This window comes from Amycolatopsis sulphurea (assembly GCF_002564045.1).
Taxonomy (GTDB): domain Bacteria; phylum Actinomycetota; class Actinomycetes; order Mycobacteriales; family Pseudonocardiaceae; genus Amycolatopsis; species Amycolatopsis sulphurea.
This window is the reverse complement of sequence record NZ_PDJK01000002.1, coordinates 3,507,493-3,532,106: the sequence shown is the minus strand read 5'-3', so window position 1 is coordinate 3,532,106 and position 24,614 is coordinate 3,507,493. Positions and strand designations below refer to the sequence as shown.

20 protein-coding genes and 3 pseudogenes are annotated in these 24,614 nt (G+C 68.6%); 8 read left to right on the top strand and 15 right to left on the bottom strand.

Annotated features, from left to right (window positions below):
* Positions 1-518: 518 nt before the first annotated feature.
* Positions 519-2,177 carry an alpha/beta hydrolase gene (locus tag ATK36_RS22345; protein WP_098513288.1) on the top strand — a complete coding sequence of 553 codons (1,659 nt, stop codon included), beginning with the start codon at positions 519-521 and terminating at the stop codon, positions 2,175-2,177.
* Between the two features lie 741 nt (positions 2,178-2,918).
* Here ATK36_RS22345 and ATK36_RS22335 read toward each other — a convergent pair.
* The 4 genes from ATK36_RS22335 to ATK36_RS22320 are packed head-to-tail and all read right to left on the bottom strand — an operon-like array spanning position 2,919 to position 6,533.
* Positions 2,919-3,746, bottom strand: coding sequence for a carbohydrate ABC transporter permease (locus ATK36_RS22335; RefSeq protein WP_098513286.1), 828 nt, complete (start codon positions 3,744-3,746; stop codon positions 2,919-2,921).
* A complete protein-coding gene (locus tag ATK36_RS22330) occupies positions 3,743-4,654 on the bottom strand; it encodes a carbohydrate ABC transporter permease (protein WP_170069850.1) in 912 nt (303 codons plus the stop codon). Before ATK36_RS22330 ends, ATK36_RS22335 begins: the two co-directional genes overlap by 4 nt.
* 5 nt (positions 4,655-4,659) lie before the next feature.
* Positions 4,660-5,925, bottom strand: a complete 1,266-nt coding sequence (locus tag ATK36_RS22325) for an ABC transporter substrate-binding protein (protein ID WP_098513285.1) — start codon at positions 5,923-5,925, stop codon at positions 4,660-4,662.
* A gap of 14 nt (positions 5,926-5,939) precedes the next feature.
* Entirely contained in the window at positions 5,940-6,533 is a 594-nt protein-coding gene (locus ATK36_RS22320) for a helix-turn-helix transcriptional regulator (protein WP_098513284.1), read from the bottom strand.
* 544 nt (positions 6,534-7,077) lie between these two features.
* Between ATK36_RS22320 and ATK36_RS22315 the strand changes: the two genes are divergently transcribed.
* Together ATK36_RS22315 and ATK36_RS22310 are read left to right on the top strand one after the other, a co-directional pair.
* Positions 7,078-8,049: a glycoside hydrolase family 3 N-terminal domain-containing protein gene (locus tag ATK36_RS22315; protein ID WP_098515096.1), complete on the top strand. Its 972-nt coding sequence runs from the start codon at positions 7,078-7,080 to the stop codon at positions 8,047-8,049.
* Between the two features lie 82 nt (positions 8,050-8,131).
* The gene (locus ATK36_RS22310) at positions 8,132-9,061 is read left to right on the top strand and encodes a CE1 family esterase (protein ID WP_098515095.1); all 930 of its coding nucleotides are present in this window, start codon (positions 8,132-8,134) and stop codon (positions 9,059-9,061) included.
* Between the two features lie 180 nt (positions 9,062-9,241).
* Here the strand turns inward: ATK36_RS22310 and ATK36_RS34775 are convergent.
* A pseudogene (locus tag ATK36_RS34775) lies at positions 9,242-9,892 on the bottom strand (cytochrome P450); the annotation flags it as partial.
* Positions 9,893-11,346: 1,454 nt separating this feature from the next.
* Here ATK36_RS34775 and ATK36_RS22300 point away from each other — a divergent pair.
* Positions 11,347-11,544, top strand: a complete 198-nt coding sequence (locus ATK36_RS22300) for a hypothetical protein (RefSeq protein ID WP_098513283.1) — start codon at positions 11,347-11,349, stop codon at positions 11,542-11,544.
* 529 nt (positions 11,545-12,073) lie between these two features.
* On the opposite strand, the gene ATK36_RS22290 is transcribed toward ATK36_RS22300, so the two are convergent.
* From ATK36_RS22290 to ATK36_RS22260, 7 genes and pseudogenes are all read right to left on the bottom strand, one after another.
* Positions 12,074-12,922 (bottom strand): ion transporter, encoded by an 849-nt coding sequence (locus tag ATK36_RS22290; RefSeq protein WP_098513281.1) that lies wholly within the window; start codon positions 12,920-12,922, stop codon positions 12,074-12,076.
* Positions 12,923-13,007: 85 nt separating this feature from the next.
* Positions 13,008-13,805, bottom strand: coding sequence for a family 1 encapsulin nanocompartment shell protein (locus ATK36_RS22285; protein WP_098513280.1), 798 nt, complete (start codon positions 13,803-13,805; stop codon positions 13,008-13,010).
* A complete protein-coding gene (locus ATK36_RS22280; protein WP_245914988.1) occupies positions 13,802-14,824 on the bottom strand; it encodes a Dyp-type peroxidase in 1,023 nt (340 codons plus the stop codon). The genes ATK36_RS22285 and ATK36_RS22280 overlap by 4 nt, the downstream gene beginning before the upstream one ends.
* Positions 14,825-14,915: 91 nt before the next feature.
* On the bottom strand, positions 14,916-15,530 hold the full coding sequence (locus ATK36_RS22275) for a TetR/AcrR family transcriptional regulator (RefSeq protein ID WP_098515094.1): 615 nt from the start codon (positions 15,528-15,530) through the stop codon (positions 14,916-14,918).
* A 399-nt stretch (positions 15,531-15,929) separates the two neighbouring features.
* A pseudogene (locus ATK36_RS22270) lies at positions 15,930-16,067 on the bottom strand (SDR family NAD(P)-dependent oxidoreductase); the annotation flags it as partial.
* 41 nt (positions 16,068-16,108) lie between these two features.
* Entirely contained in the window at positions 16,109-16,672 is a 564-nt protein-coding gene (locus ATK36_RS22265; RefSeq protein WP_098513278.1) for a phosphatase PAP2 family protein, read from the bottom strand.
* A complete protein-coding gene (locus ATK36_RS22260) occupies positions 16,669-17,280 on the bottom strand; it encodes a DedA family protein (RefSeq protein WP_098513277.1) in 612 nt (203 codons plus the stop codon). The genes ATK36_RS22265 and ATK36_RS22260 overlap by 4 nt, the downstream gene beginning before the upstream one ends.
* A gap of 91 nt (positions 17,281-17,371) precedes the next feature.
* Between ATK36_RS22260 and ATK36_RS22255 the strand changes: the two genes are divergently transcribed.
* Complete coding sequence (locus ATK36_RS22255) at positions 17,372-17,749, top strand: BlaI/MecI/CopY family transcriptional regulator (protein ID WP_098513276.1); 378 nt, start codon at positions 17,372-17,374, stop codon at positions 17,747-17,749.
* Between the two features lie 3 nt (positions 17,750-17,752).
* Positions 17,753-18,760 carry a M56 family metallopeptidase gene (locus ATK36_RS22250; protein WP_211291931.1) on the top strand — a complete coding sequence of 336 codons (1,008 nt, stop codon included), beginning with the start codon at positions 17,753-17,755 and terminating at the stop codon, positions 18,758-18,760.
* Between the two features lie 156 nt (positions 18,761-18,916).
* Here ATK36_RS22250 and ATK36_RS33730 read toward each other — a convergent pair.
* A pseudogene (locus ATK36_RS33730) lies at positions 18,917-19,348 on the bottom strand (polysaccharide deacetylase family protein); the annotation flags it as partial.
* Entirely contained in the window at positions 19,345-20,352 is a 1,008-nt protein-coding gene (locus ATK36_RS22240) for a glycosyltransferase family protein (RefSeq protein WP_098515093.1), read from the bottom strand. The gene ATK36_RS22240 and the pseudogene ATK36_RS33730, both read right to left, overlap by 4 nt.
* Positions 20,353-20,594: 242 nt before the next feature.
* Between ATK36_RS22240 and ATK36_RS22235 the strand changes: the two genes are divergently transcribed.
* The gene (locus tag ATK36_RS22235) at positions 20,595-22,073 is read left to right on the top strand and encodes an LCP family protein (protein ID WP_098513274.1); all 1,479 of its coding nucleotides are present in this window, start codon (positions 20,595-20,597) and stop codon (positions 22,071-22,073) included.
* Between the two features lie 303 nt (positions 22,074-22,376).
* Here the strand turns inward: ATK36_RS22235 and ATK36_RS22230 are convergent, their stop codons facing one another.
* The gene (locus tag ATK36_RS22230) at positions 22,377-23,552 is read right to left on the bottom strand and encodes a thioester domain-containing protein (RefSeq protein ID WP_098515092.1); all 1,176 of its coding nucleotides are present in this window, start codon (positions 23,550-23,552) and stop codon (positions 22,377-22,379) included.
* 364 nt (positions 23,553-23,916) lie between these two features.
* Here ATK36_RS22230 and ATK36_RS22225 point away from each other — a divergent pair, with 364 nt between their 5' ends.
* Complete coding sequence (locus ATK36_RS22225) at positions 23,917-24,609, top strand: response regulator transcription factor (protein ID WP_098513273.1); 693 nt, start codon at positions 23,917-23,919, stop codon at positions 24,607-24,609.
* Positions 24,610-24,614: the final 5 nt, after the last annotated feature.

The window sequence follows — 24,614 nt, the reverse complement described above, 5'->3', positions numbered from 1 at the left end:
GAGCGGTGGCGACGAGGTTAGTGCAGGTCAGGGCCAGCGTCAGCCGGTGCTGGATTCGTATGGCCGGTTGTCGAAGGTGCCGGACACGGGTGGGCCTGAGTCCTGCGGACGTCGGTGGGTAGGTTCCCCCGGCCGTGCTGGCAGGTGTGGAATCGCCTGGTCGGAGTCCCGTACCCTGTGGCGGACTGATCATGGGGAGGGATCGCAGGTGGGTTTCACGACGGTAGTCGACGCGCTCCGCGTGGCGGGCAGATCCGCTGGTGAGAAGGTTGGCGGGCTGCACGGTGCGGACTGTGCGGAGCCGGTGGGGCGAGTGACGGGGGCGGTGCCGGGCGGGAGCGCGGCTGCTGCGGCCGGCGGTGCCGGGATGCCTTGGCGGCCACGTTCGCCGAGTGGTGTGCCGAAGCGCAGCGTTTTGCCGAACACCTGGGTGTCGCGGCCGATCGGTACCAGCAGGGCGACCACGCAGCGGCCGGGGTGTTCCCGTCCGCCGCGCCGGGGATGCGGGGGCCGCGTTGATGGTGTCGCTGGCTGATCTCCGGGCCTGGAACCCCGGCGCGCTGAATGAGATCTGCTCGGTCCTGCAGGCCCGGACGCAGATCTTGGTCCATGAGGGCGACGACTACGGCAAAACCCTGCCGGTCGAGGGGTGGAGCGGTCCGGCCGCCGACGACGCGACCGCTCAGCACCGATCGCTGATGCACGGGTTGGACACCATTGCCGCCGGTGCCGCCATTCTGGGCAAGACCATCGGGCAGGCCTCCGACGCGATCACCGGTGTTCAGCACGCCCTGACCAACGCCGAAGAACTGGCCCGCAAGTACGGGTTCCAGATCACCGACAACGGTGGTGTCGCCGATACCTTCGCGGGCAAGCAAGCGCCGCCCGATCTGCACCCGGAGGACCGGGCGCGAACGCATACTCAATTGGTGGACGAGGTCGCACAGATCCTGCGCACCGCCAACGATATCGACAACGACCTAGCCTCGGTGCTGGACCGGGCGGCGGCGGGCCAATTCGGCACCGGTGACGAATCCACCGTCACCGCCGCCGCAGCGGACGGGATGAAGGATCCCGGCCTGACCCTGCCGGAACCACCACCCAACGCGACCCCGGCCCACAACGCCGCGTGGTGGGCCACCCTGTCCGACGCGGGCCGGAACATTCTCATCCGTGACCGGCCGGGCTCGATCGGCGCCATGAACGGACTACCCGCCACCGACCGCGACCGCGCAAACCGGATCGTGCTTGACCGTGACTATCAAGATCTGCACCATCAGCGGGATGATATCCGGCACCGGTTGGACGGGATGAAACGCAGCGACCCACAACAGCAAGAAGAATATCAAGCCCTGGAAAAACAATTGGATGCGTTAAACGGCAAGATTGCCGGAATGGACCAGATCAAAACCCGACTGGACCAAGCACTACCCGGCCAGCCGCCCACGTACCTGCTCGGTATCAACCCCGCGAACTCTGGGCAAGCCATCGTCGCGATCGGCAACCCTGACACCGCCGCCAACGTCGCCACCTACGTCCCCGGCACCACCGCCGGACTCAACGACGGCATGGCCACTGACATTGGTCGCTCAGATTCGATGGCAGCCAAAGCCGCGCAGTTGGGTTCGCCTTCGACGTCGGTAATTACCTGGGTGGGGTATGACGCACCGCAAAGCATCATTCCGGACGCGATCGATACCAGTTTTGCAGACAAAGCAGAACCTTCCCTCCGGAACTTTCAGGACGGACTCGGGGCCGCACACCACGGGGCAATGAACATGACTGTTATAGGACACAGCTACGGCACCACCGTCGTGGGACAAACAGCACGTGACCTCGGTTTGCCTGCCAACAACGTCGTCATGGTCGCCAGCCCAGGAGTCGGTGTCGAGCACGCTAATCAATTACACCTAGACGGAATGCCGCAAGACCAAGTCGGGCAACACATCTACTCCACCAAAGCACCCACCGACCCCATCCCGATCATGTCGAACTTCGACACCCCAATGGCAGACGGAATCGACCCGCTCGGCCCCGACCCCACCACCGGATGGTTCGGCGGACAACGATTTGATTCCGCGCCATCAGCCCCTTGGACCTCTCACAGCGACTATTGGAACAAAGACTCTCCCTCGCTTGACGCTATGGGTAAGATTATCGCTGGAAGTAAACCATGATTCGCAAATCAAAGAAAAAACTCGACCGACCATTGGTGCTCGTAGTTTCAGTCGCCAGTCTGATTGCCCTAACCTCCTGCGGAGGCGCCTCCATGCAACCGACCATCTCGTCTGAGCAGGCCAAAAGAATAACAGTGAATACTGTTCATTCTGCCGCGACAGCTTCATTTCCCCCTGGGTACAAGTTGACTGAAATCGTATTTCCCAACGAATCTTGTACCGACTCATCGGATAATGACACGGGTCAGATAAGGGTCGGCATTACCTATTGGGTTGACGGCCCAGATCGTGCGCATAACAACGCCTACTACGAAAACCTAAAAAGGTGGTGGCACAATAACGGTTGGACCGTTGAAACTGACACATGGTCGGGCAAGCAGTTCGCCAACGCCCATAACGATGACGGTTACCTGATGAGTTTGACGGGTACGGTAACCGGACCTGTCCTGGGTCGCCTGAGCATCGGTGCCAGCTCGCCATGTGTCTGGCCCAACGGAACGCCCGAGCGCCGGTCCTGAGACTGTCCCGCCCGGGAGTGAAGCCGAACCGTCCAGATCGGCTGTACTCCGCCTTCCTGCGCGGCGTCCTCGTCAACCGATCTCGCAACCATGTGCCTCTGCGCAGGTAGAAGCACAGTTGTCGCCGCACCGGAAGCCCAAGGTCACAAGTAGGTAAACAAATAGGTTGCCGCCCTTACGGACTCAGAGTCCGTGAAGGGCCCCTTCACAGCCAACCTTACGGCTAGCCGTAACGCACGCCGCCGGCGATGCTGCGGACCAGATACCGGCCCAGCAGCAGGAAGAGGACGATCACCGGCAGCACGCCGAGGGTCGCGCCGGTCAGCATCAGTGCGTAGTCCGTGTAGTACCCGCTGGCCAGTTGCGAGAGCACTACCTGCACGGTCGGGCTGTCCGAGGAATCCAGCACCGCCAGCGGCCAGAAGTAGTCGTTCCACGCGCCGAGGAAGGTGATCATGGCCAGCACCGCGGCGTGCGGGCGGAGTGCGGGTACGGCCACGTGCCAGAAGGTGCGCAGGACCGAGGCTCCGTCCACAGTGGCCGCGTCGATCAGGTCGGCGGACACCGCGCCCTCGCACGCCTGGCGCATCCAGAACACCCCGAACGCGCTCACCAGGCCGGGCACGATCACCGCCTCCAGCCTGCCGTACCAGCCGAGATCGTTGATCACCAGGAACAGCGGGATCACGCCGAGCTGCGCCGGCACCATCGCCGAACCGGCGACCAGGAGGAACAGGCTGTTACGGCCGGGGAAACGCAGTCGCGCGAAGGCGTAACCGGCCACAGTGGACAGGACCACATTGGACACCATCACGGTGCTCGCCACGATCAGCGAGTTCCCGATGGCCTGCCAGAAGTCCACCGTGTCGAACACGCGCTGGACGTTCTCGAAGAAATGCCCGCCGGGCAGCAGCAGCGGCGAGGTCTCCCCGATCGCCGAATTGTCCCGGCTGGACACCGCGAACGACCAGTACAACGGGAAGATCGAGCCGGCGAGCACACCGGCCAGCACCACGTACACCCAGGCGCCCGCGCGCCGCCGCGGCCTCACGACGCGCTCACGAACCGGCGCACCAGCCGGTAGTTGAAGATCGCGAAGACCACGCAGATCAGGAACGTCACCCAGGACAGCGCGGCCGCATATCCGGCGTCGAACTTGGTGAAACCCTTCTCGTACAAGTACATCGCCAGGGTCTGGAACTGCCGGTCGTTCCCGCCGGTGCCCCCGCCGCCCGGATCGAACAGCTGCGGCTCGGCGAACAACTGCAGCCCGTTCACCGTGCCGGCCACCACGGTGAACGCGATCGCCGGGCGGATCCCGGGCACGGTCACCGACCAGAAAGTGCGCCAGTGCGAGGCGCCGTCCAGCTCCGCGGCCTCGTACAGCTCCTGCGGTACGGCCTGCATGGCCGCCAGGTAGATCAGCGCGTTGTAGCCGACCCACCGCCACATCACCATGCTGGCCACGGCCAGATGCGAGGTCCACCGGCCGGCTTGCCAGTTCACCGGCGACACCCCGAACCAGCCGAGTACCTCGTTCACCACCCCGAAATCGCGGCTGTAGAGCTGGGTGAAGACCAGCCCCACCGCGACCACCGACACCACGTTGGGCAGCAGCACCCCGGTCTGCCACCAGGTCGACGCGCGCAGCTTGCGGTTGAGCAGCGCGGCGATGCCGAGGGCGAGAAAGAACTCCGGGACCGCGGCGAGCAGGAAAATGCCGATCGTGTTGGCCAGCGCGTTGTAGAACCGCCCATCGCCGAACAGCTCGGCGTAGTTGGCGAAGCCGAACCTGCCCCGGTCGCCTTCGAGCAGACCCCAATCGTGCAGGGACACCCACGCCGTATACAAGAGGGGAAATGCGCCGAATACCGCGAAGATCGCGAAGAACGGCGCGATGAACAGGAAGGGCGTGACCTTCCGGTCCAGCCGCGTCCCGAAGGTTCCGCGCGTGTTCACGGCGGTTACTTGATCGCCTCGCGCCCGCGCTGGGTCGCTTCGGCCCAGGCCTGGTCGACGGTCCTCGAACCGTCCTCGATCCGGCCGAGCGCCTTGCCGAATTCGGGGCGTACGTCGGCGTCGTGCAGGCCACGATAGTTGGGCCGCAACAAGGTGGCCGAAGCGGCATAGAGCTGCCCGATCGGGGCGTTGGAGAAGTACTCGTCCCTGTGCGCGACGACCTGCGGGTCCTGATAGACCTGCGGCTCGCTCGGCAGGATCCCGTCGCTGAGGAAGAGCCGCTTCTCCTGCTCGGGCGCGGTCAGCCAGCGCGCGAGGTCGTAGGCCTCCTTCGGATGCGCGCCCTGCTTCGGCACGGTGAGGAACGAGCCGCCCTGGTTGCCGCTGTGGCCGGGCACCGAGGTGACGTCCCACTTTCCGCTGACGTCCTTGCCGCCCGCTTCCTTGATCTGGGTCAGCATCCAGGCCGGGCAGGCGATGGTCGCGAACCCGCCCTGCTTGATGGCCACGTTCCAGGCCGAGGTGTAGGTGGTGACCGCGGCCGTCTGCTTGCTCTGCGCGAGACCGCCGGCCAGGTAGAACGCGTCGCGCACGCTCGGATTCCGGTCCGCGACGTAGGAATCGTCCTTGGCGGAGAAGTAGTTCTCCGCCGACTGGTTCAGCATCGCGGTGTAGACCGTGCCTGCCGAATCGGCGAACTTCACCTTCGGCAGCTTCGCGGTGAACTGGCCGGCGACCTTGGCGTAGTCCTGCCAGGTGGGCATGAGCGCGGCCACCGCCTGCCGGTCGGTGGGCAGGCCCGCCTGCTCGAAGTAATCGCGGCGGTAACAGAGCGCGAGGCTGCCCATGTCCGTGCCCAGCCCCAGCACGTAGCCGTCCTTGGTGCCCTGCGCCCACTTCCACGGCGCCCACTGATCCTTCAGTTGCGCGGCACCGTAGTCGGCGAGGTTGACGAACTTGTCCTTGACCTGCAGGTAGGTCGGGAGCTGCTGCTCCTCGATGGCGACCACGTCGGATACACCGCGACCGGCCGCCAGCTGCATGCTCAGCGCCTTGAAGTGCGTGTCGAAATCGGTGACCCGGCTGCGGATCTCGATGCCCGGATGGTCCTTTTCGTATTGCTCGAACAGCGGCCGGTAGCCGAACTCACCGAACGTCGCGACGGTCAGCGTGATCTTCCCGTCCCCGGTCGAGCCACTGCAGGCGGAGGAGACGAGCAGCGTGGCCGCGATGGCCGCGGCGGTGGCCGGGTGCCGGATCAGCTTTCGCACGTGGTGAGCATCCTTCAAATAACCCCTGCGCGCAGGGCGTAGGCGACGGCATGCGGGCGGTTGCGCAGCTTCAGCCTATTGGTCAGGCCGTAGATGACATTCTTCACGGTCCGCTCCGAGTAGCAGAGCTTGCCCGCGATCTCCGCAGTGTCCCAGCCCTCGGCCATCAGCCGCAGCACGTCCACCTCCCGGGCGGACAGCGCCGCGCCGTCCGCGGTGTCCTGCAGGCTCTCCGCCTGATCCAGCAAGTCGCGCAGGGCGGTCTCCCGGCCAGAAGCGGCCGCCACGATGCTGCGCACCAGCTTGTCGCCCGCGATCGCCTCCCGCGGCAGCACCGCGGCGACGTGGCAGGCCGACAGCTCCGGCAGCTCCTCCGGCTCCACGTAACCGGCCACCAGCACGATGGCCGCCGGGGTCTCCGAGGCCGCGGCCCGCAGCGCCGCCTTCACCTCACGGGTGATGCGGTTGGCCGCGAACACCAGCACCGCGGCCTCACCGCGCTGCTGGCCGGGCAGCACCCGGACCTCGGGCCGTGCGCGCAGGTGGTCGATGAGCCCTGCCAGCGCGATCGGGTCCGAAGCCCACGCCGCCACCTTGACCTGGTTCATTGCCACCTCCGTGTACAGACACCTGCCCTGCCTGAAGGCAAGTGTGCCGAGGGCGCCTTCATGAATTCTCTAGTCGCTTCACGACCGTTCTTCACCGGCTGAAGCCGGGGATAGAGGTGACGTCGGATACCGTCTTCGGGACCCGTCCCATACCGCCAGAGGAATACATGAAGGCGCATGCTCGACCGAGGCGGCAAAGTTGGTGTGGAGATCTGTGAAGGGGCCCTTCACAGACTCTGAGTCCGTGCAGGGCCCCTTCACGGACCCGAAACCGGTCCGGCGCACGCCACGAGGTGGTCGCACACACCTCCGCATCGCCCGCCGCCGGGTCCCCGACCAACTTTGCCGGAACCCTGCGTGGCGGTCCTCGGCCGGAAAACTGGTCGTTCTCCTGCTCGGCGGAACGCTCGCCGGCTGCACCGGGCCGTCCGTCACCGGTACGGCAGTGCCTTCACCTGGCGCGATCCCCGGTATCAGCAGTGCGCCACCGTCCGCGCAGGTTCCTTCTTCCCCGGCATCGTCGTGCACCGCGGCGGTGTTCGCGATGGGTGTGCGCGCACGGGTCGCGCAGCTCGTGGTACCCGGCGTCGACGCGGGAAATCCGGCCGCGGTGACAAATCTTGTCCGGTCCACTCAGGTCGGTGGAATCTTCGTCGGCGGCAATAAGACCACACTGTTGCAGAATGGTGCGCTGGCCGCGGTGCACCAGGCGGCACGCATCCCCGTTTCGGTCGCGGTCGACGAAGAAGGCGGACGGGTCCAGCGCATCGACGAGCTCGACGGGCCATTGCCTAGCGCCCGGCAGCTGGCCGCCACGAAAACCCCGGACGAGGTGCGGGCGCTGGGCGAGCAGCGCGGCAGGCAGCTACATGGCCGTGGGGTCACAGTGGACTATGCACCGGACGCGGACGTGAGCGACGAACCGGACGACGCGGTGATCGGGGACCGTTCCTACAGTCCCGATCCGGAGAAGGTGCGCACGTACGCGATGGCCTTCGCGGAAGGGCTGCGGGCCGGCGGCGTGCTGCCGGTACTCAAGCACTTTCCGGGGCACGGCCACGGATCCGGCGATTCGCATCGCACCGCGGTGACCACCCCGCCGCTGGATCGGTTGCGGCAGGTCGATCTGGTGCCCTACCGCGACCTCGCGGAGTACGGAAAAGTGGGGGTGATGGTCGGGCATCTGGACGTGCCGGGGCTGACCGGCGGGGTGCCCGCTTCGCTGTCCCCGGCCGCGTATCGGCTGCTGCGTGGCGAATTCCGGTTCTCCGGACCGGTGATCACCGATGATCTCGGCGGAATGAAGGCGATCACCGATCAGTACCCGCTGCCCGAAGCGGTACTGAAGGCACTCCAAGCCGGCGCGGACGAGGCACTGTTCTCCTCCGGCAACGGGGACGTGCCCGCGGTGCTCGACCGGCTCGTGCAAGCCGTGCAGACCGGCGAACTGCCCGCCGCGCAGGTCGCCGCGTCGGTGGGCCGTGTGCTCGCGGCCAAGGGTGCCTGCACGATGTGACGAACTCTATGAACGAAACGAGCGAGGCGCTCCAGCGCAATGTGACGATGGTCGCGCTTATTCACCGCTCAAGGAGAATCGTATGTCCAGACGCTTCCACCGACTCGCCGCGTTGTGTGCCGCGGTACTGGGTTTCGGGGCAGTGCTGACCTCCACCGCGTCCGCTTCACCGTCCGGAGTGGTCGATCACCCCGTCCCGACCACCGGATGCGGGCGCTCCGCTCCTGGCGCCACCGGAACCACCACCGTCGGGCAGCTGACCTCCGGCGGGGTGCGCCGGGAATACCGGATCTACGTGCCCGCCCGGTACAACCCGCACCGTTCGTACCCGCTGGTGCTTTCCTTCCACGGCCACAAACGTACCGCGGAGTGGCAGGAGAAACTGTCCGGTTTCTCCGGTGGCGACATGATCGCGGTCTACCCGCAGGGCCTGACCGGCACCGACGGCGAGGCCGCCTGGACCGGTGCGCCGTACTCGGCCAATGTGGACGATGTGCGGTTCACCAGCGATCTGCTCACCTCCTTGCAGCGAACGCTGTGTGTGAACCCGTCGCGGATCTACGCGACCGGCAAGTCCAACGGTGGCGGCTTCACCGGCGTGCTGGCCTGCCGGATGGCCAGCCGGATCGCCGCGTTCGCCCCGGTTTCCGGTGCTTTCTACCCGCAGGGCGGCCCGTGCAACCCGTCGCGCAAGGTGGCGCTGGTCGACTTCCACGGCACCGCGGATCCCACCATTCCCTACAACGGCAACCCGGAGAAGGGCCTGCCGTCCATTCCGGACTGGATGGCCGGCTGGGTCGACCGCGACCAGTGCCGGTTCGGGCCGATCTCCGTCTCGCCGACACGCGGAGTCGTCAAGGAGTGGTGGCCGGGTTGTTCGCTGGCGCGCTATCGGATCGAGGGAGCGGGGCACGTGTGGCCGAGCACGCAGCCGAACCTGGACTCGCAGACCCCGACCCTGATCAACGCCACCCCGATCATCCGGAATTTCCTGCTCTCCCATCGCCTCTGAACGCATCCGGAATCGCTGCCGTGCACACCAGATGACCGGCAGCGATTTCGGCCCGCGCAGCAGCCGGCCGGTCTTGAACGGCACCTCGCCCGCCGCGACGGCGAGGCGCAGCCCGGGCAGCCGGCTCAGCAGGGTGCCGAGCGCGAGCTGCGGCTCCAGCCTGGCCAGTGGCGCGCCGAGGCAGTGGTGCACCCCGTGGCTGAACGAGATGTGCGGGTTGTGCTCGCGATCGAAGTCCACCTCATCCGCGGGCTCGTCCCGGTTGGCGGCGGCGAGCTGGCAGACCACGGTCTCGCCCGCGCGGGCCAGCGTGCCGCCGACCTCGACGTCCTCCTTGACGATCCGGCCAAAGGTAACCACGCCCAGCGCGGTGATCCGGGCCAGTTCCTCCACCGCCTTGGGCACCAGCCCCGGTTCGGCGCACAACCGCTGCCACAGCCGCGGCCGGTTCAGCAGGGTGAACACGTAACCGCAGAGCTGGTTGGCGGTGGTCTCGCGGCCCGCTGCCAGCAGGGTGGTGCCCAGCTGCACCAGTTCCTCGTCGGAGCGCCGGTCCTCGGCCTCCTGCGCCGAGACGATGAGGCCGATCAGATCGTCACTCGGCGTCACCCGCCGCCGGGCCGCCAGGTCGGCGAAGAAGTCCTCCGGATTGCCGCGGGCGGCGATGATCTCCTCGATCGGCACATCGGAGATCGCGCCGGCCTTGTCCGGCCATTCGTGGAATTGCGCGCGCTGGTCCCCGGGCGCGCCGAGGAGTTCGCTGATAGTGGCGATCGCCGGCGGCCGCGCGAAATCCGCGACCAGATCCGCGGGCGGTCCCTGTGCCGGCATTCGGCCGGCCAGCTCGTCCACCATATGCTGGATCCGGGGGCGCACCAGCTCGATCCGGCGCATCGTGAAAGTTCGCGCGACCACCCGGCGCACCCGGGTGTGCTCCGGCGGGTCGAGATTGAGCAGATTCGGTGTGCGCTCGATCAACGGCACCGTGCGCGGCATGTCATTGTCCCGCGCCGCGGCCCGGCTGAACCGCTGATCGGCCAAGACGAACTTGACGTCGGCCAGGCGGGTCGCCAGCCATGCCGCACCGCCATAGGGCATTTGGAGCCTGCCGAGTCCCTCCCCTCGGCGGAACCGCCCGTACTCCGGTGCCGGCTCCAGCTGCCCTGCCTCCGGGAACGGATACGGACAGGCCTCGATCGGCACGGCGGGCACCTCCCCTGGCACGGCCTGGACGGTGAAAAGATCTTTACGAGTAGTAGCACGACATGCCGGGAGCGTCCAGCAAACTTGATCAACAGCAAGGGTATGCCCTCAGGGCCGGTCCAGGCCGGGGTGATGGCGTGGTTCCCCGCCGGGGCGACACCCGCGCCGCCGCGGCCACCTTGGCCGGGGCGACACCCGCGCCGCAGCGGCCACCTTGGCCGGGGCGACAGTCGATCGGCCGCGCGCCGACACCTACTGTCCTTTGAGGACAGTCACTTGGCCGGCCGGTACGGCCCCAGGATGTCGGCAAAGTCGGTGTGAGGGGCCCTGCGCAGACTGCGGAGGTCCGTGAAGGTCTGTGAAGGGGCCCTTCACGGACTCTGAGTCCGTGAAGGGCCCCTTCACAGACCCGAGACCCGAGACAGGGCTGGCGCACAACGAGGTGGTCGCGCATCTCGAAGACCTCCGCTTCGCCCGCTGCCGGGTGTGATCGACGAAGATGGCAGGTGTCGTCGATGATGACGCGGAAGCCACGGCTCTCTGCTGATCACGGTCCTCGACCAACTTTGCCGGGACCCTGGGTACGGCCCACCGTTCGGATGACTCGGATCGAATCCGCGCCAACGCTTTACCAGATTCGATCGTGAGCAATTCCATGCACCGCACAAGGAATGCACAGATCCGTAGTACAAGAACGACAGTCCGACAAGTACCGCATGATCGTCGCCGTATTCCGTGACCAGACTGACCACATCGCCGCATTCGCGCGGCGGCCGCAGTCGGCACGACCCTGTTCCGGGCAGATCGGTATCGCGCGTCACTCAACGCGATCGAACGCCGCCCGCGTCTGGCTGGCGGCCATGGCTGCCGGAAGTCCCGGCGGATTGCGCCGGTAGAGTTCGGGCGTGGAGACCGCCCCTCAGCGAGCCGCCGCAGTCCCGCCCCTGTTCGCACCCACGGCGAGCACGGTAAGGCGACCCGCGCGGGAAGAGTCCCGGCTTTCGCGTCATGACCGCCCGACCGGCGCGTCGGACCGGTGTAGGGCCACCCCGAACGGCCCGCGAGCGGACTGGAGCACCCCGATGAACGTGCGCACCCCGGCGGACGACGTCTCTGTATGGCTGACCGGCGAGTTCACCGGCCGGCTGCCGGCTTCGGCGATCGAGGCGGTGGTCCGGGCGACCCGGGCCGATCTCGACGGCCGGATCGTGCCGGACGAGGTCGGCGAGCTGCTGTACCGGATGGCGCGCGCCCGGCTGCAGCGGATCCTCGCCGGGTAGCCGGCGCACCCCGGAAACACAGACACACGGACACACCGGGTCACCGGCTGGTGACCCGGTACCGCTGCGGTGACCGGTCGTTCAGGAGCGGGGCCGGGCCCGGCTGCTCAGTGGTTCGTCGTGCGGACGCGCCGGCGGCCACCAGACCCGGGCGGGTGGCGGTGGCACGTCGTCGTCAGGCAGCTCCAGCGCGTCGGCGCCGCTCTGCCAGCGGTTCCAATGCACCGAGCACAACCCCCGCCACAACGGCGGCTCCGTGCAGTCCTGCCGACGGCACCGCTGTGTCTGCTGCCCGCTATCCACCACGCCCACGACTCCAAACCCGCGACTGAAGCTCCCGGCCCGTACCAGTGTGCCCGGCGAGCGCCCGGCACACCTCGTACTTCTGCGAACACAACCCTTGTGCAGCAACGGAACGAGTGCGGGCAAGCCTACTCCAGCCGGTTTTTCCCGGTTCACCGCCGAGAATTGCCACGCAGCGTCAGCACGCGACGGCGTACCGTGGTCTCGACTGTCCACATCGGAACATTCAGTCCGCCGGATGGCGCTTGTCGTACTCCATGGCCGCGGCGCGCTGGGTACGGGTGCGCAGCAGCAGTTCGTCCGGGGAATCGGCCACCTCGTTCAGCCCCAGCGAGACCGCCCGGCGGATCTGCTCCCGGTTGTCCCGCACGACCGAGGAGAAGAAGTCGTCGATCCGCGGGTCCAGCAGCACTTCCAGGAGCACCCGGAACGAAGTGTCCACGACGGTGCGCACGATCTCGTCGTGGAACGGCAACCGGCGCAGCTTGCCCAGCTGCGGGTCGGCGGCCAGCTTCTCGGTGATGATGGCCCGCAGCTCATCCTTGTTCTCGCTGAGGGATTTCGCCAGGTTCTCCGGGTAGTTCCCGGTCTCGAGCACCTTGACCACCTCGTCGAGCACGGCGATGGTGACCGGTTTCTTGATCGCCTGCACGATCGGCTCGGAAAGCTTGTCCACGAGCCGAAAGGTGAATTGCTCACCGACCGCGCGGTCGGCCGCCCGGGCCAGCCGCACCACCAGCAGGATCACCGCGAGCACGTGGTGGTGCACGGTGAACGCCGGGTGCGCGACCGGGATCATCGCGAACACCTCGTACCAGGTGCGGGCCAGGAAGGCGGGCCGCCAGCCCTTCTTGCGCCACCGCCAGATCAGCTCCAGCAGGAAAATCCCGCACACCACGCAATCCGCGACGAAAATCCACTTCGCGGCCTCGGGCGGCCGCGGTGGGGCGAGCAGCGTGTAGCCCAGCAGCCCGATCGAACCCAGCGCGAGCACGAACAGCACCCAGTCGTCCGCCCGCACGTTCCCGGGCAGGATCCCGCTGTTGAGCTCCGTTTCGGCGCCCCGGCCGGCCATACCCGCTCCCTGCTGTCCGTACTCCCCCGCCGATCCGATCATGGCACGGCCGGACGGCGCCGTGGCGGCCGCTGGGCGTCGCGGCTCAGGCGGTCAGCCCGACCCCGGCCTCGGCGGTGTTGACCAGGAAGGTGAGCGTTTCCTGGAAGTAGAGCTCCACAGTGGACGAATCGTGGCCGGTGTAGCCGATGGACAGGTCCTGTCCGAAGTGGAGTTCGTAGTCCCCGCCCCTGGTGGAGAGCACGCAGGCGCCCCCGATCGCGGCGGTGCGCACGAGGTCCCCGTCCACGATCTGCCGCAGGTGCTCCAGCACCGGGTAGCCGTAGTCGGCGGCCTCGATGGCCGCAGTGTGCGCCTCGTCACTGAGCATCACGGCGTACGGCCCGGCGACCCCTGCGTCACGCAGCTTCGCGAGCGCGTCGCCAATCGCTTTCGGATAGGCGCCGGCTTCCGCGGGCAGGGCGACGGGAGCCAGCGAAGAAGCCGCCCGGATACCGCTGATCCCCGCCTCGGCGAAGCCGTCGACGACGATGCGGTCCTCGACGTGCGCGATCTGTTGCGCGGCGTCCTTGACCGGCTGCCAGTCCGCGTCCTCGGCACCCTGCTCCACCGAGTCGACCGCCTCCCGGGACACCGTGAACGGCACCCGCAGCTCGACGATCCGCTGCGCGGTGCGCAGGCTCGCGGACACCCCGGCGACCGGGCCGGACACCGGTTCCCGATGCCCGGTGCCGATCGCGGCGAGCGCCGGGTCCCCGGCCACCACCACGTCGACCACCCGCCGGGCCGCGGCCGACTCCCGGAACGTGCGGGTGGCCTCCTCCTCCAGATCCGCCCAGGCGGCGGCCGAGATCGGGGCGAGTTCGCGATGCAGATTGTTCATGACCGAGCGCTCCTTCGCAGACTGCCGATGCCCAGCGACGACGGGTCTGCCGTCGCGGTGTCCGGGGAGTCCTGCACCGGCTGGGGCGGCGCAGGCGGATCCTCCAGGAAATCCGCGGTGGGGACGTAGAACAGCGCACCGGTGCGCGGGGTGGAGAAGTCCAGGATGCGGTCGTGGTTGCCCGGCGGCGAGCCGACGAACATGTTCTCCAGCATCCGCTCGATCACCGACGGGCTCTTGGCGTAGCCGATGAAGTAGGTGCCGAACTCGTCGTGCGCGGGCCGCCCGAACGGCATGTTGTCGCGCAGGATCGCCAGCTCGTTGCCGTCCTCGTCGGCGATCACGGTGAGCGCGAGGTGCGAGTCGGCGGGCTTGTCCGCGTCCGGAAGCTCCACATCGGACAGTTTGCGCCTGCCGATCACCAGCTCCTGCTCTTCGGTGGACAGCGCGTTCCACGCGGCCAGGTCGTGCAGATACTTCTGCACCACCACGTAGCTGCCGCCGTCGAACGGCCCGTCGTCGTCGACCAGCACCGCCCGCGCGGCCGACGCGCCGGTCGGGTTCTCCGTGCCGTCCACGAAACCGAGCAGGTCACGTGCGTCGAAGTAGCGGAAGCCGGACACCTCGTCGACGACCGTGACCGCACCGCGCAGGCGGTCCATAATCAGTGTCTCCAGCTCGAAGCACAGGTCCATCCGGCCCGCCCGGAGGTGGAAGAGCAGATCGGCCTGGGTGGTCACGCTGGTGTGCCGGTCACCGTCGAACACCGGCAGCTCGTGGAGTTCCGCCGGGCGCGGGACGCCGTAGATCCGGTCCCACGCCGCCGAGGAGACTCCGGCGACGCAGGTCAATCCGCCATCCAGGGAACGGAAGCCGACCGTGCGCTGCAGTCCGGGCAGGTCCGCCAGCAGGTCTTTCGCGATTTGCTCGGCCCCCGCGTCCACCCGGACCACGAGGAAGACCGCCGCCCGGGTGAGCGGGCCGAGCACGCCTTGGGATTCCGCCGCCTCCGCACTCACGCGTCCGCAACCTCCTGCCGCACCGGCCGTCGCGGGCATCGTAACCGCGGACGGCAGGCGGCACCGTTCGCCGCCACTCGCGCGGGGGACGTCAGCCGAGCCGGGTCAGCAGATCCTCGGCGTCGGCTGCCAGCGCGTCTGCGGCCTCGTCCTGACCGGCCAGAAGGTGCAGCAGCGCGCGCTGGAACAGGCCGTCGAAGGCGGCGTACGCGAGCGCCGGGGACACCCGTGGCGGCTCGCCGGTGAACTCGGCGTAGCGCTGGACCACCCGCCACACCATGTCCTGGCGCTGCGCGTCGATGTCGAGCACATCGGCGCGGAACGACTCCTCGAACAGGCTCTGGTTGCGCAGGTCGTACCACAGCCGGTGCATCGCCGAGTCCGAACGCAGCGTGCCGGCCATGGCCGCGCCGAAGCCGCGCTTGAGCTCCTCGGCCGAGCCGGCCTCGGCCACCACGTCGTCGTAGCGGGTCACGCAGGTCTCTTCGAACTTGCGCACCGCGTAGGTGAGCAGCTCGACCTTGTCCTCGAAGTAGTAGTGCAGCACCCCGTGCGAGAAATCGGACTTCTGCGCGATCTCCCGCAGGCTCGTGCGGGCGTAGCCCAGCTCCGCCAGCGCTTGCAGGGCGGACTCGGCCAGCTGTTCCCGCCGCAGGGCGAACTTGTCCACGGCGCGGCGGGAAATACGCTCCTTCGCCACGGTCACGTCCGGAAGTCTAACCTGCGAAGGGAGCCTTGACGGTCGTCCAAGAAAATCTTGGCGGATGTCACACCGGATGCCGGAGCGCCCGCTGCGCCGAAGGTCAGAACTGGCCGCCACCCGCGCGCAGAGCCTGGCCGGTGACCCAGCGTGCGGCAATCGAAAAGCCCGCGCAGCTCGTCGTCGTCGGTGACGTCGGCACGCAGTGCGACCGCCCGCCCACCAGGGTGTCGGCAAAGTCGGTGTGGAGGGCCCTGCGCAGCTGCGGAGGGCTGCGAAGGGGCCCTTCACGGACTCTGAGTCCGTGAAGGGCCCCTTCACGGACCCGAAACCGGTCGGGCAGCCACGGCTCTCTCTGCTGATCACGGGCCCCTCGGCCAACTTTGCCGAGGCCCTGGCCCGCCCACCGTCCGCGCGGATCTTGTCCACCACGGCTCGTGCGGAATCCTCGTCGGTGCGGTAGTTCACCGCGACCGGCCGCCCGTCCGCGGCCAGCCGCTCCGCGATCGCCCGCCCGATCCCGCGCGAGGCCCCGGTGACCAGTGCGCCGGTCAGGTCGCCGCCTCTCTTCTCCCCGGGGCGGCCTAACCACGAACGAGGGCGGGCACCGTCCGTTCCAGCAACTTCGCCAGCGGGGCGCGGGCGAACGTCCCAAGCAGGCCGATCACGCCACCGACCACGAGACCGGCCAGCACGTCGTGCGGATAGTGCGCGCCCACGTACACCCGCGAAATCCCGATCACCACGGCGAAGACAGCCGCCCACCTACCCCAGCGCCGGTTGACCAGGAACATCGCCGCCGCAAAAGCGGCCACGAGCACCGTGTGGTTGCTGGGAAACGCGTAATCCGCCGGCGGATCGCACGGCAGCAGAGTGTGCACCCCGGCGACGACCCGGCATGGCCGCACCTCAGCGAACAGCGACTTGAGCGCCGTGTCGGCCACGAACGCCAACGCCATCGACAACGGCACCCACACCGCGACGGCCAGCATGTCCGCGCCATGATGCCGGGCTCGCCACAACAACGCGAGAATCACCGGTACCACGAGGAAAACCCCGTACTCGGCGACCGCGATCCCCAGCCCGGAGAGCCAATGCTGCGCCCAGGCGAAATCCGTTACGTTTCGGTAGATCCCGGCGTCGATCATCGGACCCGGCTCCCGCGCGCGCGGACGATCTCCAGCACCAGGGGGCTGAGTGAGACCAGCACCACGACGGCGATGATCGGCAGCAGGTACGTATCGATGTTCGGCACTGACGAACCCAGCGCGTAACCGGCCAACGGCACCCCGGCTGTCCACAAGAGACCGCCGAGCACCTGCCACAACGCGAACCGCGCGGCCGGCATCCCGGCCACCCCTGCCAACGGGTTCAGCACGGTGCGCACCACCGGGATGAACCGAGCCAGTACCACCGCCTTGCCCAGTCCGTATCGGGTCAGCATCGCCGATCCACGCGTGACGCCCTGGTGCAGATGCCGGTTCCGCACCCGGGCCAGCAGTGCGCTGCCGCCCCGTTTGCCGAGTACGAACCCGGTCTGCGCGCCGAGCAGCGCACCCGCGGCCGCGCACGCGATCACCGCGAGCAGCGACAGGTGCACCTTGCCGGACGCGGCCAGCACCCCCGCGGTGAACAGCAGCGAGTCCCCCGGCAGGAAGAACCCGATGAGCAGCCCGGTCTCGGCGAACAGCACCACGAACACCCCGATCGGACCGAAGGTCGCCAGCAGCGACTGCGGATCGAGCAGGCCGCCCATTCCCCACCTCCGTCAACTACATGTCAGTAGAAATTCTACGCAAGTGTAGTAGATATTCACCCGGCTACGACAACCGTGTAGATTTGGAAGCATGCGGAAGGAACAGGACGGCGGCACCCGGCGGGCACCCGGCGAGCTGGAAGCCGAAGTGCTGGCGGTGCTGTGGGAGTCCGCCGAGCCGGTGTCGGCGGCCGGCGTGCAGGAGCGGCTTGGCGGCGGGCTGGCCTACACCACGGTGGTCACCATTCTTTCGCGGCTGTACGAGAAAGGCGTCGCGACCCGGGAGAAGCAGGGCCGCTCGTTCACCTATCGCGCGGCGGATGACGAGCCGGGCCTGGCCGCGCGCCGGATGACCAAGGTGCTCGACAGCGAAGCGGATCGGCCGAGCGTGCTCGCGCGCTTCGTGTCCCATCTTTCCGCTTCCGACGAGCGGGTACTGCGCGATTTGCTGGCCGAGAACGGCGGCTGAAACGTGGGGCCGGACCTGCTGGTACCGCTACTGCTACCGCTGGCCTCCTGGCCGGTGGCACGCTGGGTCGCGCCCCGGCTGTCCCCGCGGCTCGGCAGCTGGCTGCTCACCAGCTGTGCGCTGGTGCTCGCGGCGGGCAGCACGCTGACGCTGGCCGTGCTCGCCGCGGCCGGGCTCGCGCAGCTGCCCGTGATCGGCCGGCTGGGCGACTTCTCCGCGGTCGCCTTCCACGGCGCGGACGAGGTCGGCCTGCCGCTGGCGACCGGTTCCGCGGTGATCTTGAGCGGTGTCGTGGCCGCATTTCTGCGCACTGCGGTCCGCTACCGGCGCTGGCACCGGGAAGTGCACGCCGAGCTGAACACGCATACGCGCGAGGCAGGCGTGGTGCTGCTGCCCGGTGCGGAGCCGGTGGCCTTCGCGGTGCCCGGCGGTGGCGGCCGGATCGCCGTGTCCAGCGGCATGCTCGCGGCGCTGGCGCCGGGTGAGAGGTGCGCGCTGCTAGCCCACGAACGCGCGCACCTGCGCTTGCGTCACCACCTTTTCGCCGGCGCCGTCACCATCGCGACAGCGCTCAATCCCCTGTTGCGCCCGCTCGGTTCGGCGGCCCGGTTCGCGCTGGAACGCTGGGCGGACGAGGCCGCCGCCGAACACGTCGGCGATCGCAAGCTCGTCGCGACCGCGGTGGCGAAGGCTGCCCTGGCCGGAGTTCGCCGGCCGTCGCCCGCCCTTGCCGCGACCGGTGGTCCGGTCCCGCAACGCGTGCGTGCCCTGCTGACCACACCGGAACCGGGCTCTCGGCGACGCTCACTGGGCACCATCGCGGTCGCCGTGGTGCTCGGCGCCTGCGCCTGGTCGGCGACCAGCACCCTCGACGCGGCGACCGATCTGCACTCCGGGATCGAGACCGCGCAGGCCGCCTGTGTCGCCAAGGCCGTGCCCAGCCAAGGGACCCAGCTCCAGACCACGAGCACGGCACTCGGACACCAGGACCGGGAGTGCGCCGAGAGCTGACCGCCACGCCCCGGGTGCGGCCGCGACATCGGAATCGTGCAGCAGGATCGTGCCGCCGCCGTCGAGCTTCCGGCAGACCGTGTGCACGACCGAGCGTGCCGTGGCCCGGCGTGTCCAGTCGAAACCCCACGTGGTCCACAGAATTGGCTGGAGCCCCAGTTTCCGCGCGGAGACCAGCGAGCCGGCGCTGAACACCCCGTACGGCGCGCGCAGCCAGCGTGGCCGGGTGCCGGTCACCTGCTGAATCAGATCCACCGTCCGGGCCAGCTCGTCGTGCAGCACCGCGGAGTGGAGGCGGAGAAAGCACCGGTGCGCCCAGCCGTGCACCGCGATCTCGTGGCCGGCTGCGGCGATTTCCCGTCCCAGGCATGGTGACCGGGCCAGCTCGCTGCCGAGCATGAAGAACGTCGCCCGGACGTCGAGGTCCGCGAGCACCTGGAGAAACTTCGGCGTGGACTGCGGATTCGGGCCGTCGTCGAAGGTGAGCGCCACGTGCCCCGGATCGCCACGGCCGGACAGCGCGGGTGCCAGCACCGCCCGGATCGCGGGCACGAACAGCACTGCCGGAGCCGCGTGCGCGCCGATCATCCGGCCGCCTCAACCGGGCGCAGCACCCAGTCGAGCGCACCGGCCAGCTCGCGGGGTGAACGTACCCAGGGCACCGTGCCGTCGTCGTGCAGCACCGCGGCGTTGGCCCGCCCGTGTCCGGGCAGGCAACGGTAGGTCAGCACCGGCAGCCCGGTGGCGAGCGCCTCGGAGGTGGTCAGGCCGCCCGCGTTCTGCACCACCACGTCGCAGGCACGCATCAGGTCGGCCATCTCGTCGACCCAGCCGAACACGTACCGGTGCCCGGCCTGGTGCAGCCGCCGGGCCAGCACCTCGTTGCGGCCGCACACCACGACCGGCTCGACCAGCCCGGTGCCCACCAGATCAGCCGCGGTCTGGCCGATCTGGCCGACACCCCAGGAGCCCGCGACGACCAGCGCCAGCGCGCGATCCCGGGGCAGGCCGAGCCGGCGGCGCAGCAGCAGCCGGCTCGCCGGGCCCGCACCCGGCCGGAACGCGGGCGAGACGAGCGGGCTCGAGACCAGCACTCGTCCGGCACCGAGGCTCCGGGCCTGCCGGGCGGCGATCTCGTTGGGGGCCACGGTCAGCTTCGCCATCGGGCTCACACACAGCCGGTGCACCGACGGATCGGTCAGGTAGGTGACCAAGGGCGCGCAGCCGCGTTCCGTGCGCGCCAGCCGGGCGGCCGCGTGGGTCCCGAGCGGATATGTCGACACGACGAGATCCGTGCTGTCGCCCAATACCTCACGCAGCGCCGGGGTGGCCAGGCCGGCGAACCGGCGGGACGCACCGGCCAGCGTCGGCGTACCCAGCGCGCCCAGCAGCCAATCCCAGCTGCGCGGCACGGTCTTGAGCTGCCGGTGGTAGGTCTCGCACAGCAGCGCGCCGAGCCTGCCGGGCAGCAGATCGAGGAAGTCCGCCCGCACCACCTCCGCCCCGCGCGCGGCGAACCGGCGATCGAGTTCACGGGCAGCACCGTCGTGCCCGGCCCCGATCCGGGCGGACACGATCACCACGCGGTCCATCGGCAGCATCCCTCTCGACTACTACATGCTTGTAGTAAAACTACACCCATGTAGAATTCGGTGCGCCCCCGGCATGCCACCGGCGGCGAGCAGCGGCACAGCCGGTCGATCCGGGCAGACCCGGCTCCCGAAGCGGCCCGCCGGAGCAGGGGGTAACTCGGCCGGGTGAGCCGAGCGCTACCGTGAACCTTCGACCTCCGGACGAAGCACGCCGCCCGGCGTGGCAGGAATGAGGAGCACCCATGCGGCGCAACCCGACCTCCGGCCCGTTGCGCGCGGCGCAAGTGGTACTCGTCGCGATCTCCCTGCTGGTACTGGGCGGCACCGGCTACGCCTGGTCGACGCTGCACCAGCTGACCGACGGACTGACCCGGGCGGACGTGCTCGGCGGGGACACCTCCCCGCTGGACGAGCAGAACATCCTGATGGTCGGGCTCGACACGCGTACCGATGCACAGGGCAACCCGCTGCCCGCGGACGTGCTCAACCAGCTGCACGCCGGTGGCTCCGCCGACGGTGGCGACACCACGGACACGATGATCGTGGTGCACATCCCGGCCGGCGGCGGGCAGGCCACCGCCATCTCCATCCCGCGCGACTCCTACGTGCAGGTGCCCGGCGGCTTCGGCAAGCACAAGATCAACTCGGCCTACACCTACGGCCAGACCGACGCGAAGAAGACCCTCGCCGCCAAGGGTGAATCCGGCGCGCAGCTGGAAACCGACTCGGCACAGGCGGGCGCGAAGACCGCGATCGACACCGTGCAGCAGCTGACCGGGCTGACGATCACGCATTACGCGGCGGTCAACCTGGCCGGGTTCTACTACGTGAGCCAGGCCGTCGGCGGTATTTCGGTGTGTCTGGTGAAGGCCGTGAAGGACTCGTACTCGGGCGCGGACTTCCCCGCGGGCAACCAGACCGTGGCCGGTGCGCAGGCGCTGCAGTTCGTCCGGCAGCGGCACGGGCTGCCGGGCGGCGATCTCGACCGGATCAAGCGGCAGCAGGTGTTCATGGCCAGCATGGCGAAGACCATCCTGTCCGCGGGCACCCTCGCCAACCCGGGCAAGCTGAACGACCTCATCGACGCGGTGAAGAAGGCCGTGGTGGTCGACGCGAACTGGGACATCCTCGGTTTCGCCCAGCAGTTGCACGGGATGAGCGCGGGCAATATCCACTTCGTCACCGTGCCGGTGGTGAGCATCTCGCTGAAGACCCCGTCCGACGGTGACGCGGTACAGGTGGATCCCGCACAGATCCAGGCCTTCATCCGCCGGCAGACCGGCGGCGCGCCGAGCGCCACGTCCGGTGCACCGTCCACTTCGGCCATACCGCCGAGCGACTCTTCGCCGTCGTCCTATGTGGTCGACGTAAGCAATTCCTCGGGCGTCGACGGTCTCGCCGCACACGCCGAGAACAAGCTGAGCGCGGCGGGATACGGCCGCGGCACGGTGGCCAACGGAAGCTCGCGCAAGTCGTCGATCGTCTACTATGGACATGGTCAGCGCACCACGGCCGCGAAGATCGCGCAGACGCTCGGCGGGATGCCGGTCGCCAGCGACAATTCACTGGCGGAGAACCACTTCCGCGCCTACCTCGGCAAGGACTACGAAGGCGGCGACAACGGGGTGCACCCGGCCGCCTACCTCGCTCCCGCGCAGACCCCCTCTCCCGCACCGGCCCCGCCGCCGATCACCGCCGGCGGCGTGACCTGCGTGAACTGAGCCCGCCCGGCTCCTCGCCACAAGGCTCCCGTCTCCCGCCCGGCCGGGCTCCCTCCCACGCCCGACCCGGGCTCGCCTCCCGCTCCCGACCCTAGGCCCCGCCTTCCCGCACAGGCCGTGAAGGGTCCCTTCACAGCCTGTGCGTCCAAGGTGTCGGCAAAGTCGGTGTAGAGGTCCGTGAAGGGGTCCTTCACGGACTCTGAGTCTGTGAAGGACCCCTTCACAGCCCTTATTCCGGGGGGAGACGCCGGAACGGGGGCCGGTCCACAATGGACTGGCCCCCGCTCGGGGAACGTCAGTGGATCAGGCGTTGCTCCGGCGGCGACGCACCAGCAGCAGCATGCCGCCACCCACGATCACCAGTGCGGCGCCGATGCCGATCGGCCACGCGGCGTTGACGCCGGTGTTGGCCAGCGGCGTCTGGCCGCCACCGCCGCCCGCGGGGACCTCGCTGGTCGGCACGACCGGGGTGGTGGTCACCGTGACGGGGGCCTCGGTCCAGCTGCCGCTCGCCTTGGCCTCGACCGTGCTCTTCTGCGTCTGCGCGACGATCAGCGACTGGGTCGGGTGCCGGTCGTAGTCCTTGGCCACGAACAGCCGGCCGGTCTGGATGCGGCCGGCGGCCTTCACGGCCAGTTCCGCGGAACCGGGCTTCGCGTCCTTGCCGACCTGCAGGTAGAGCTTGCTGCCGTCCTTGAGGTCACCGGTCTTGACCGCTTTGCCGTCCGCGTCGACGAGCGTGACACCCTCGGGCAGCTTGGTGGTCAGGTCGGTGATCTGCCCGGTGGTGGAAAGGGTGAACGGGCCGATCTTGTCGCCCGCCGCACCGTTGGCCTTGGCCGGGGTGAGGGTCAGCGCCGGCTTCGGCTGCTCGCCGATCCCGGTGTTGCCCTTGCCGGTCAGGTATCGGTAGACGGCCAGCACGTCCGCCGCGTCGTCGGCCGGGCCGTCCACCAGAGGGTTCTCGGCGTCGAGATCCTTGGCATCACTGAAGTGCCAGACCGCGGCCTGCGTCGCGGTGAGTGCCTCGATGGCCGACAGCCCGCCGTGCAGCTGGACGCCGCCATCCTCGACGGCCTTGGCCAGGTTGTCCTCTGTGGTCGTCGGGTAACCGTGCTGCAGCACCCAGTTGACCTTGTCGTTGTTCTTGCGGAACGGCGACTTCGGGTCCGGGTAGTCACCCCAGGAGTGCTCCACGACCTCGTCGCCGCTCTTCGTGGAGACCTCGACCTGTACGCAGTACATCTTCAGCAGGCCGCCGTCGGCCAGCTTCAGATTGAACAACGTCGTTCCGGTACCGCCCGGGGCGCCGATGTTGACGTTGTACCCGATCTGCCCGCCCCGGACCACAGTGCCGGTAGCCGCGCCGCTCTGGGCCTGCGCGGTTTCCGCACCGGCCGCGGGCGAGGTCACCAGGAGCGCCACGGCCGCGGACACCACCGCGAGCCCGCCGCGCACCAAGCCCGACCTGTTGTGCATGTTCTCTCCCATCCAGTCCCGAACCTCGAAAACACACGAAAAGACGGGCCGTGTGAGAGTCCAGCTCCCCGATCACAACGGCCACCAAATCGGGTGATCAGATACACCCGATCATGCAATTTCGGAGCATACACACAGCTCACATGACCACCGAGCGTGGTCCTCCGACTGCACTTTTGTCCAACCTTCGAGTGACCAAACGGGTAACCGGCGGGGCGGCAATCCACCAGCGGAGGGACCCGTTCGCCAGGGCGGCGAAAACCGGTTTCGCGAATCTGTCCCGTCAAGCCGATTAGCCCGATAGTGTGACCCGTGACAAGTGGTCACCAGCAGAGCACCCGAACGGGTGAAGGGAGTGCGCACCATGTCGCCGACCTTCGAGGACGCCGGTCGTCCGCGACTGCAGCGGCTCTCCGATCTGCTCCCGGACCTGCGCGCCGGCACACCCCGCGCCGCGGCCGGGCCGGGCGGGCCGCCCCGGCCGCGGGAGGACCGGTTTTCGGTACTGGTCATCGGAAATCGGCCGAATATTCGCGAAGCCGTCACCGTGCAGCTGACCCGGATGGGCGCGACCGAGGTCCGGCAGGCCACCACGATGGCCATGGCACGGGCGTACGCGGCCGAACCACGTGACCTGGCCATCGTCGATCTCGGGATGCGGGAGAGCAGCGGCACCGCGCTCATCGCCGAACTGCGCGGCTGTGGCTGGCCGCGCGTGGTCGTGCTCGCCGCCAACGGTGACGCACCGGAGGTGCACGCCGCGTTCCAGGCCGGCGCGCAGGCGTACCTGCTCACCGCCACGGTGCCGCTGGGAGCGGCCCGCTCGAAAGGCACCGTCGTGATCGGCGCCGACGGTGCCCCGCACGAGCTGTCCGCCCGCGAGATCGAAGTACTCCAGCTCGCGGCGGACGGCCAGTCCAACAAGGAGATCGGCGAGCAGCTCTCGCTCTCCGCGCTCACCGTCAAATCGCATCTGTCCCGTATCGGCCGGCGGCTCGGTTCCGGCGACCGCGCCCGGATGGTCGCGCTCGCCATGCGGGCCGGGGTACTGCGCTGAGCCGG

What these genes read in the sequence shown, in the direction of transcription:
- ATK36_RS22260 (WP_098513277.1), bottom strand. Translation starts at nt 17,280, where the DNA reads ATGGGCGGCCTGCTCGATCCGCAGTCGCTGCTGGCGACCTTCGGTCCG.
- ATK36_RS22230 (WP_098515092.1), bottom strand. Translation starts at nt 23,552, where the DNA reads ATGCACAACAGGTCGGGCTTGGTGCGCGGCGGGCTCGCGGTGGTGTCC.
- ATK36_RS22265 (WP_098513278.1), bottom strand. Translation starts at nt 16,672, where the DNA reads ATGATCGACGCCGGGATCTACCGAAACGTAACGGATTTCGCCTGGGCG.
- ATK36_RS22255 (WP_098513276.1), top strand. Translation starts at nt 17,372, where the DNA reads ATGCGGAAGGAACAGGACGGCGGCACCCGGCGGGCACCCGGCGAGCTG.
- ATK36_RS22240 (WP_098515093.1), bottom strand. Translation starts at nt 20,352, where the DNA reads ATGGACCGCGTGGTGATCGTGTCCGCCCGGATCGGGGCCGGGCACGAC.
- ATK36_RS22290 (WP_098513281.1), bottom strand. Translation starts at nt 12,922, where the DNA reads ATGGCCGGCCGGGGCGCCGAAACGGAGCTCAACAGCGGGATCCTGCCC.
- ATK36_RS22345 (WP_098513288.1), top strand. Translation starts at nt 519, where the DNA reads ATGGTGTCGCTGGCTGATCTCCGGGCCTGGAACCCCGGCGCGCTGAAT.
- ATK36_RS22320 (WP_098513284.1), bottom strand. Translation starts at nt 6,533, where the DNA reads ATGAACCAGGTCAAGGTGGCGGCGTGGGCTTCGGACCCGATCGCGCTG.
- ATK36_RS22285 (WP_098513280.1), bottom strand. Translation starts at nt 13,805, where the DNA reads ATGAACAATCTGCATCGCGAACTCGCCCCGATCTCGGCCGCCGCCTGG.
- ATK36_RS22300 (WP_098513283.1), top strand. Translation starts at nt 11,347, where the DNA reads ATGAACGTGCGCACCCCGGCGGACGACGTCTCTGTATGGCTGACCGGC.
- ATK36_RS22235 (WP_098513274.1), top strand. Translation starts at nt 20,595, where the DNA reads ATGCGGCGCAACCCGACCTCCGGCCCGTTGCGCGCGGCGCAAGTGGTA.
- ATK36_RS22310 (WP_098515095.1), top strand. Translation starts at nt 8,132, where the DNA reads ATGTCCAGACGCTTCCACCGACTCGCCGCGTTGTGTGCCGCGGTACTG.
- ATK36_RS22315 (WP_098515096.1), top strand. Translation starts at nt 7,078, where the DNA reads ATGGGTGTGCGCGCACGGGTCGCGCAGCTCGTGGTACCCGGCGTCGAC.
- ATK36_RS22225 (WP_098513273.1), top strand. Translation starts at nt 23,917, where the DNA reads ATGTCGCCGACCTTCGAGGACGCCGGTCGTCCGCGACTGCAGCGGCTC.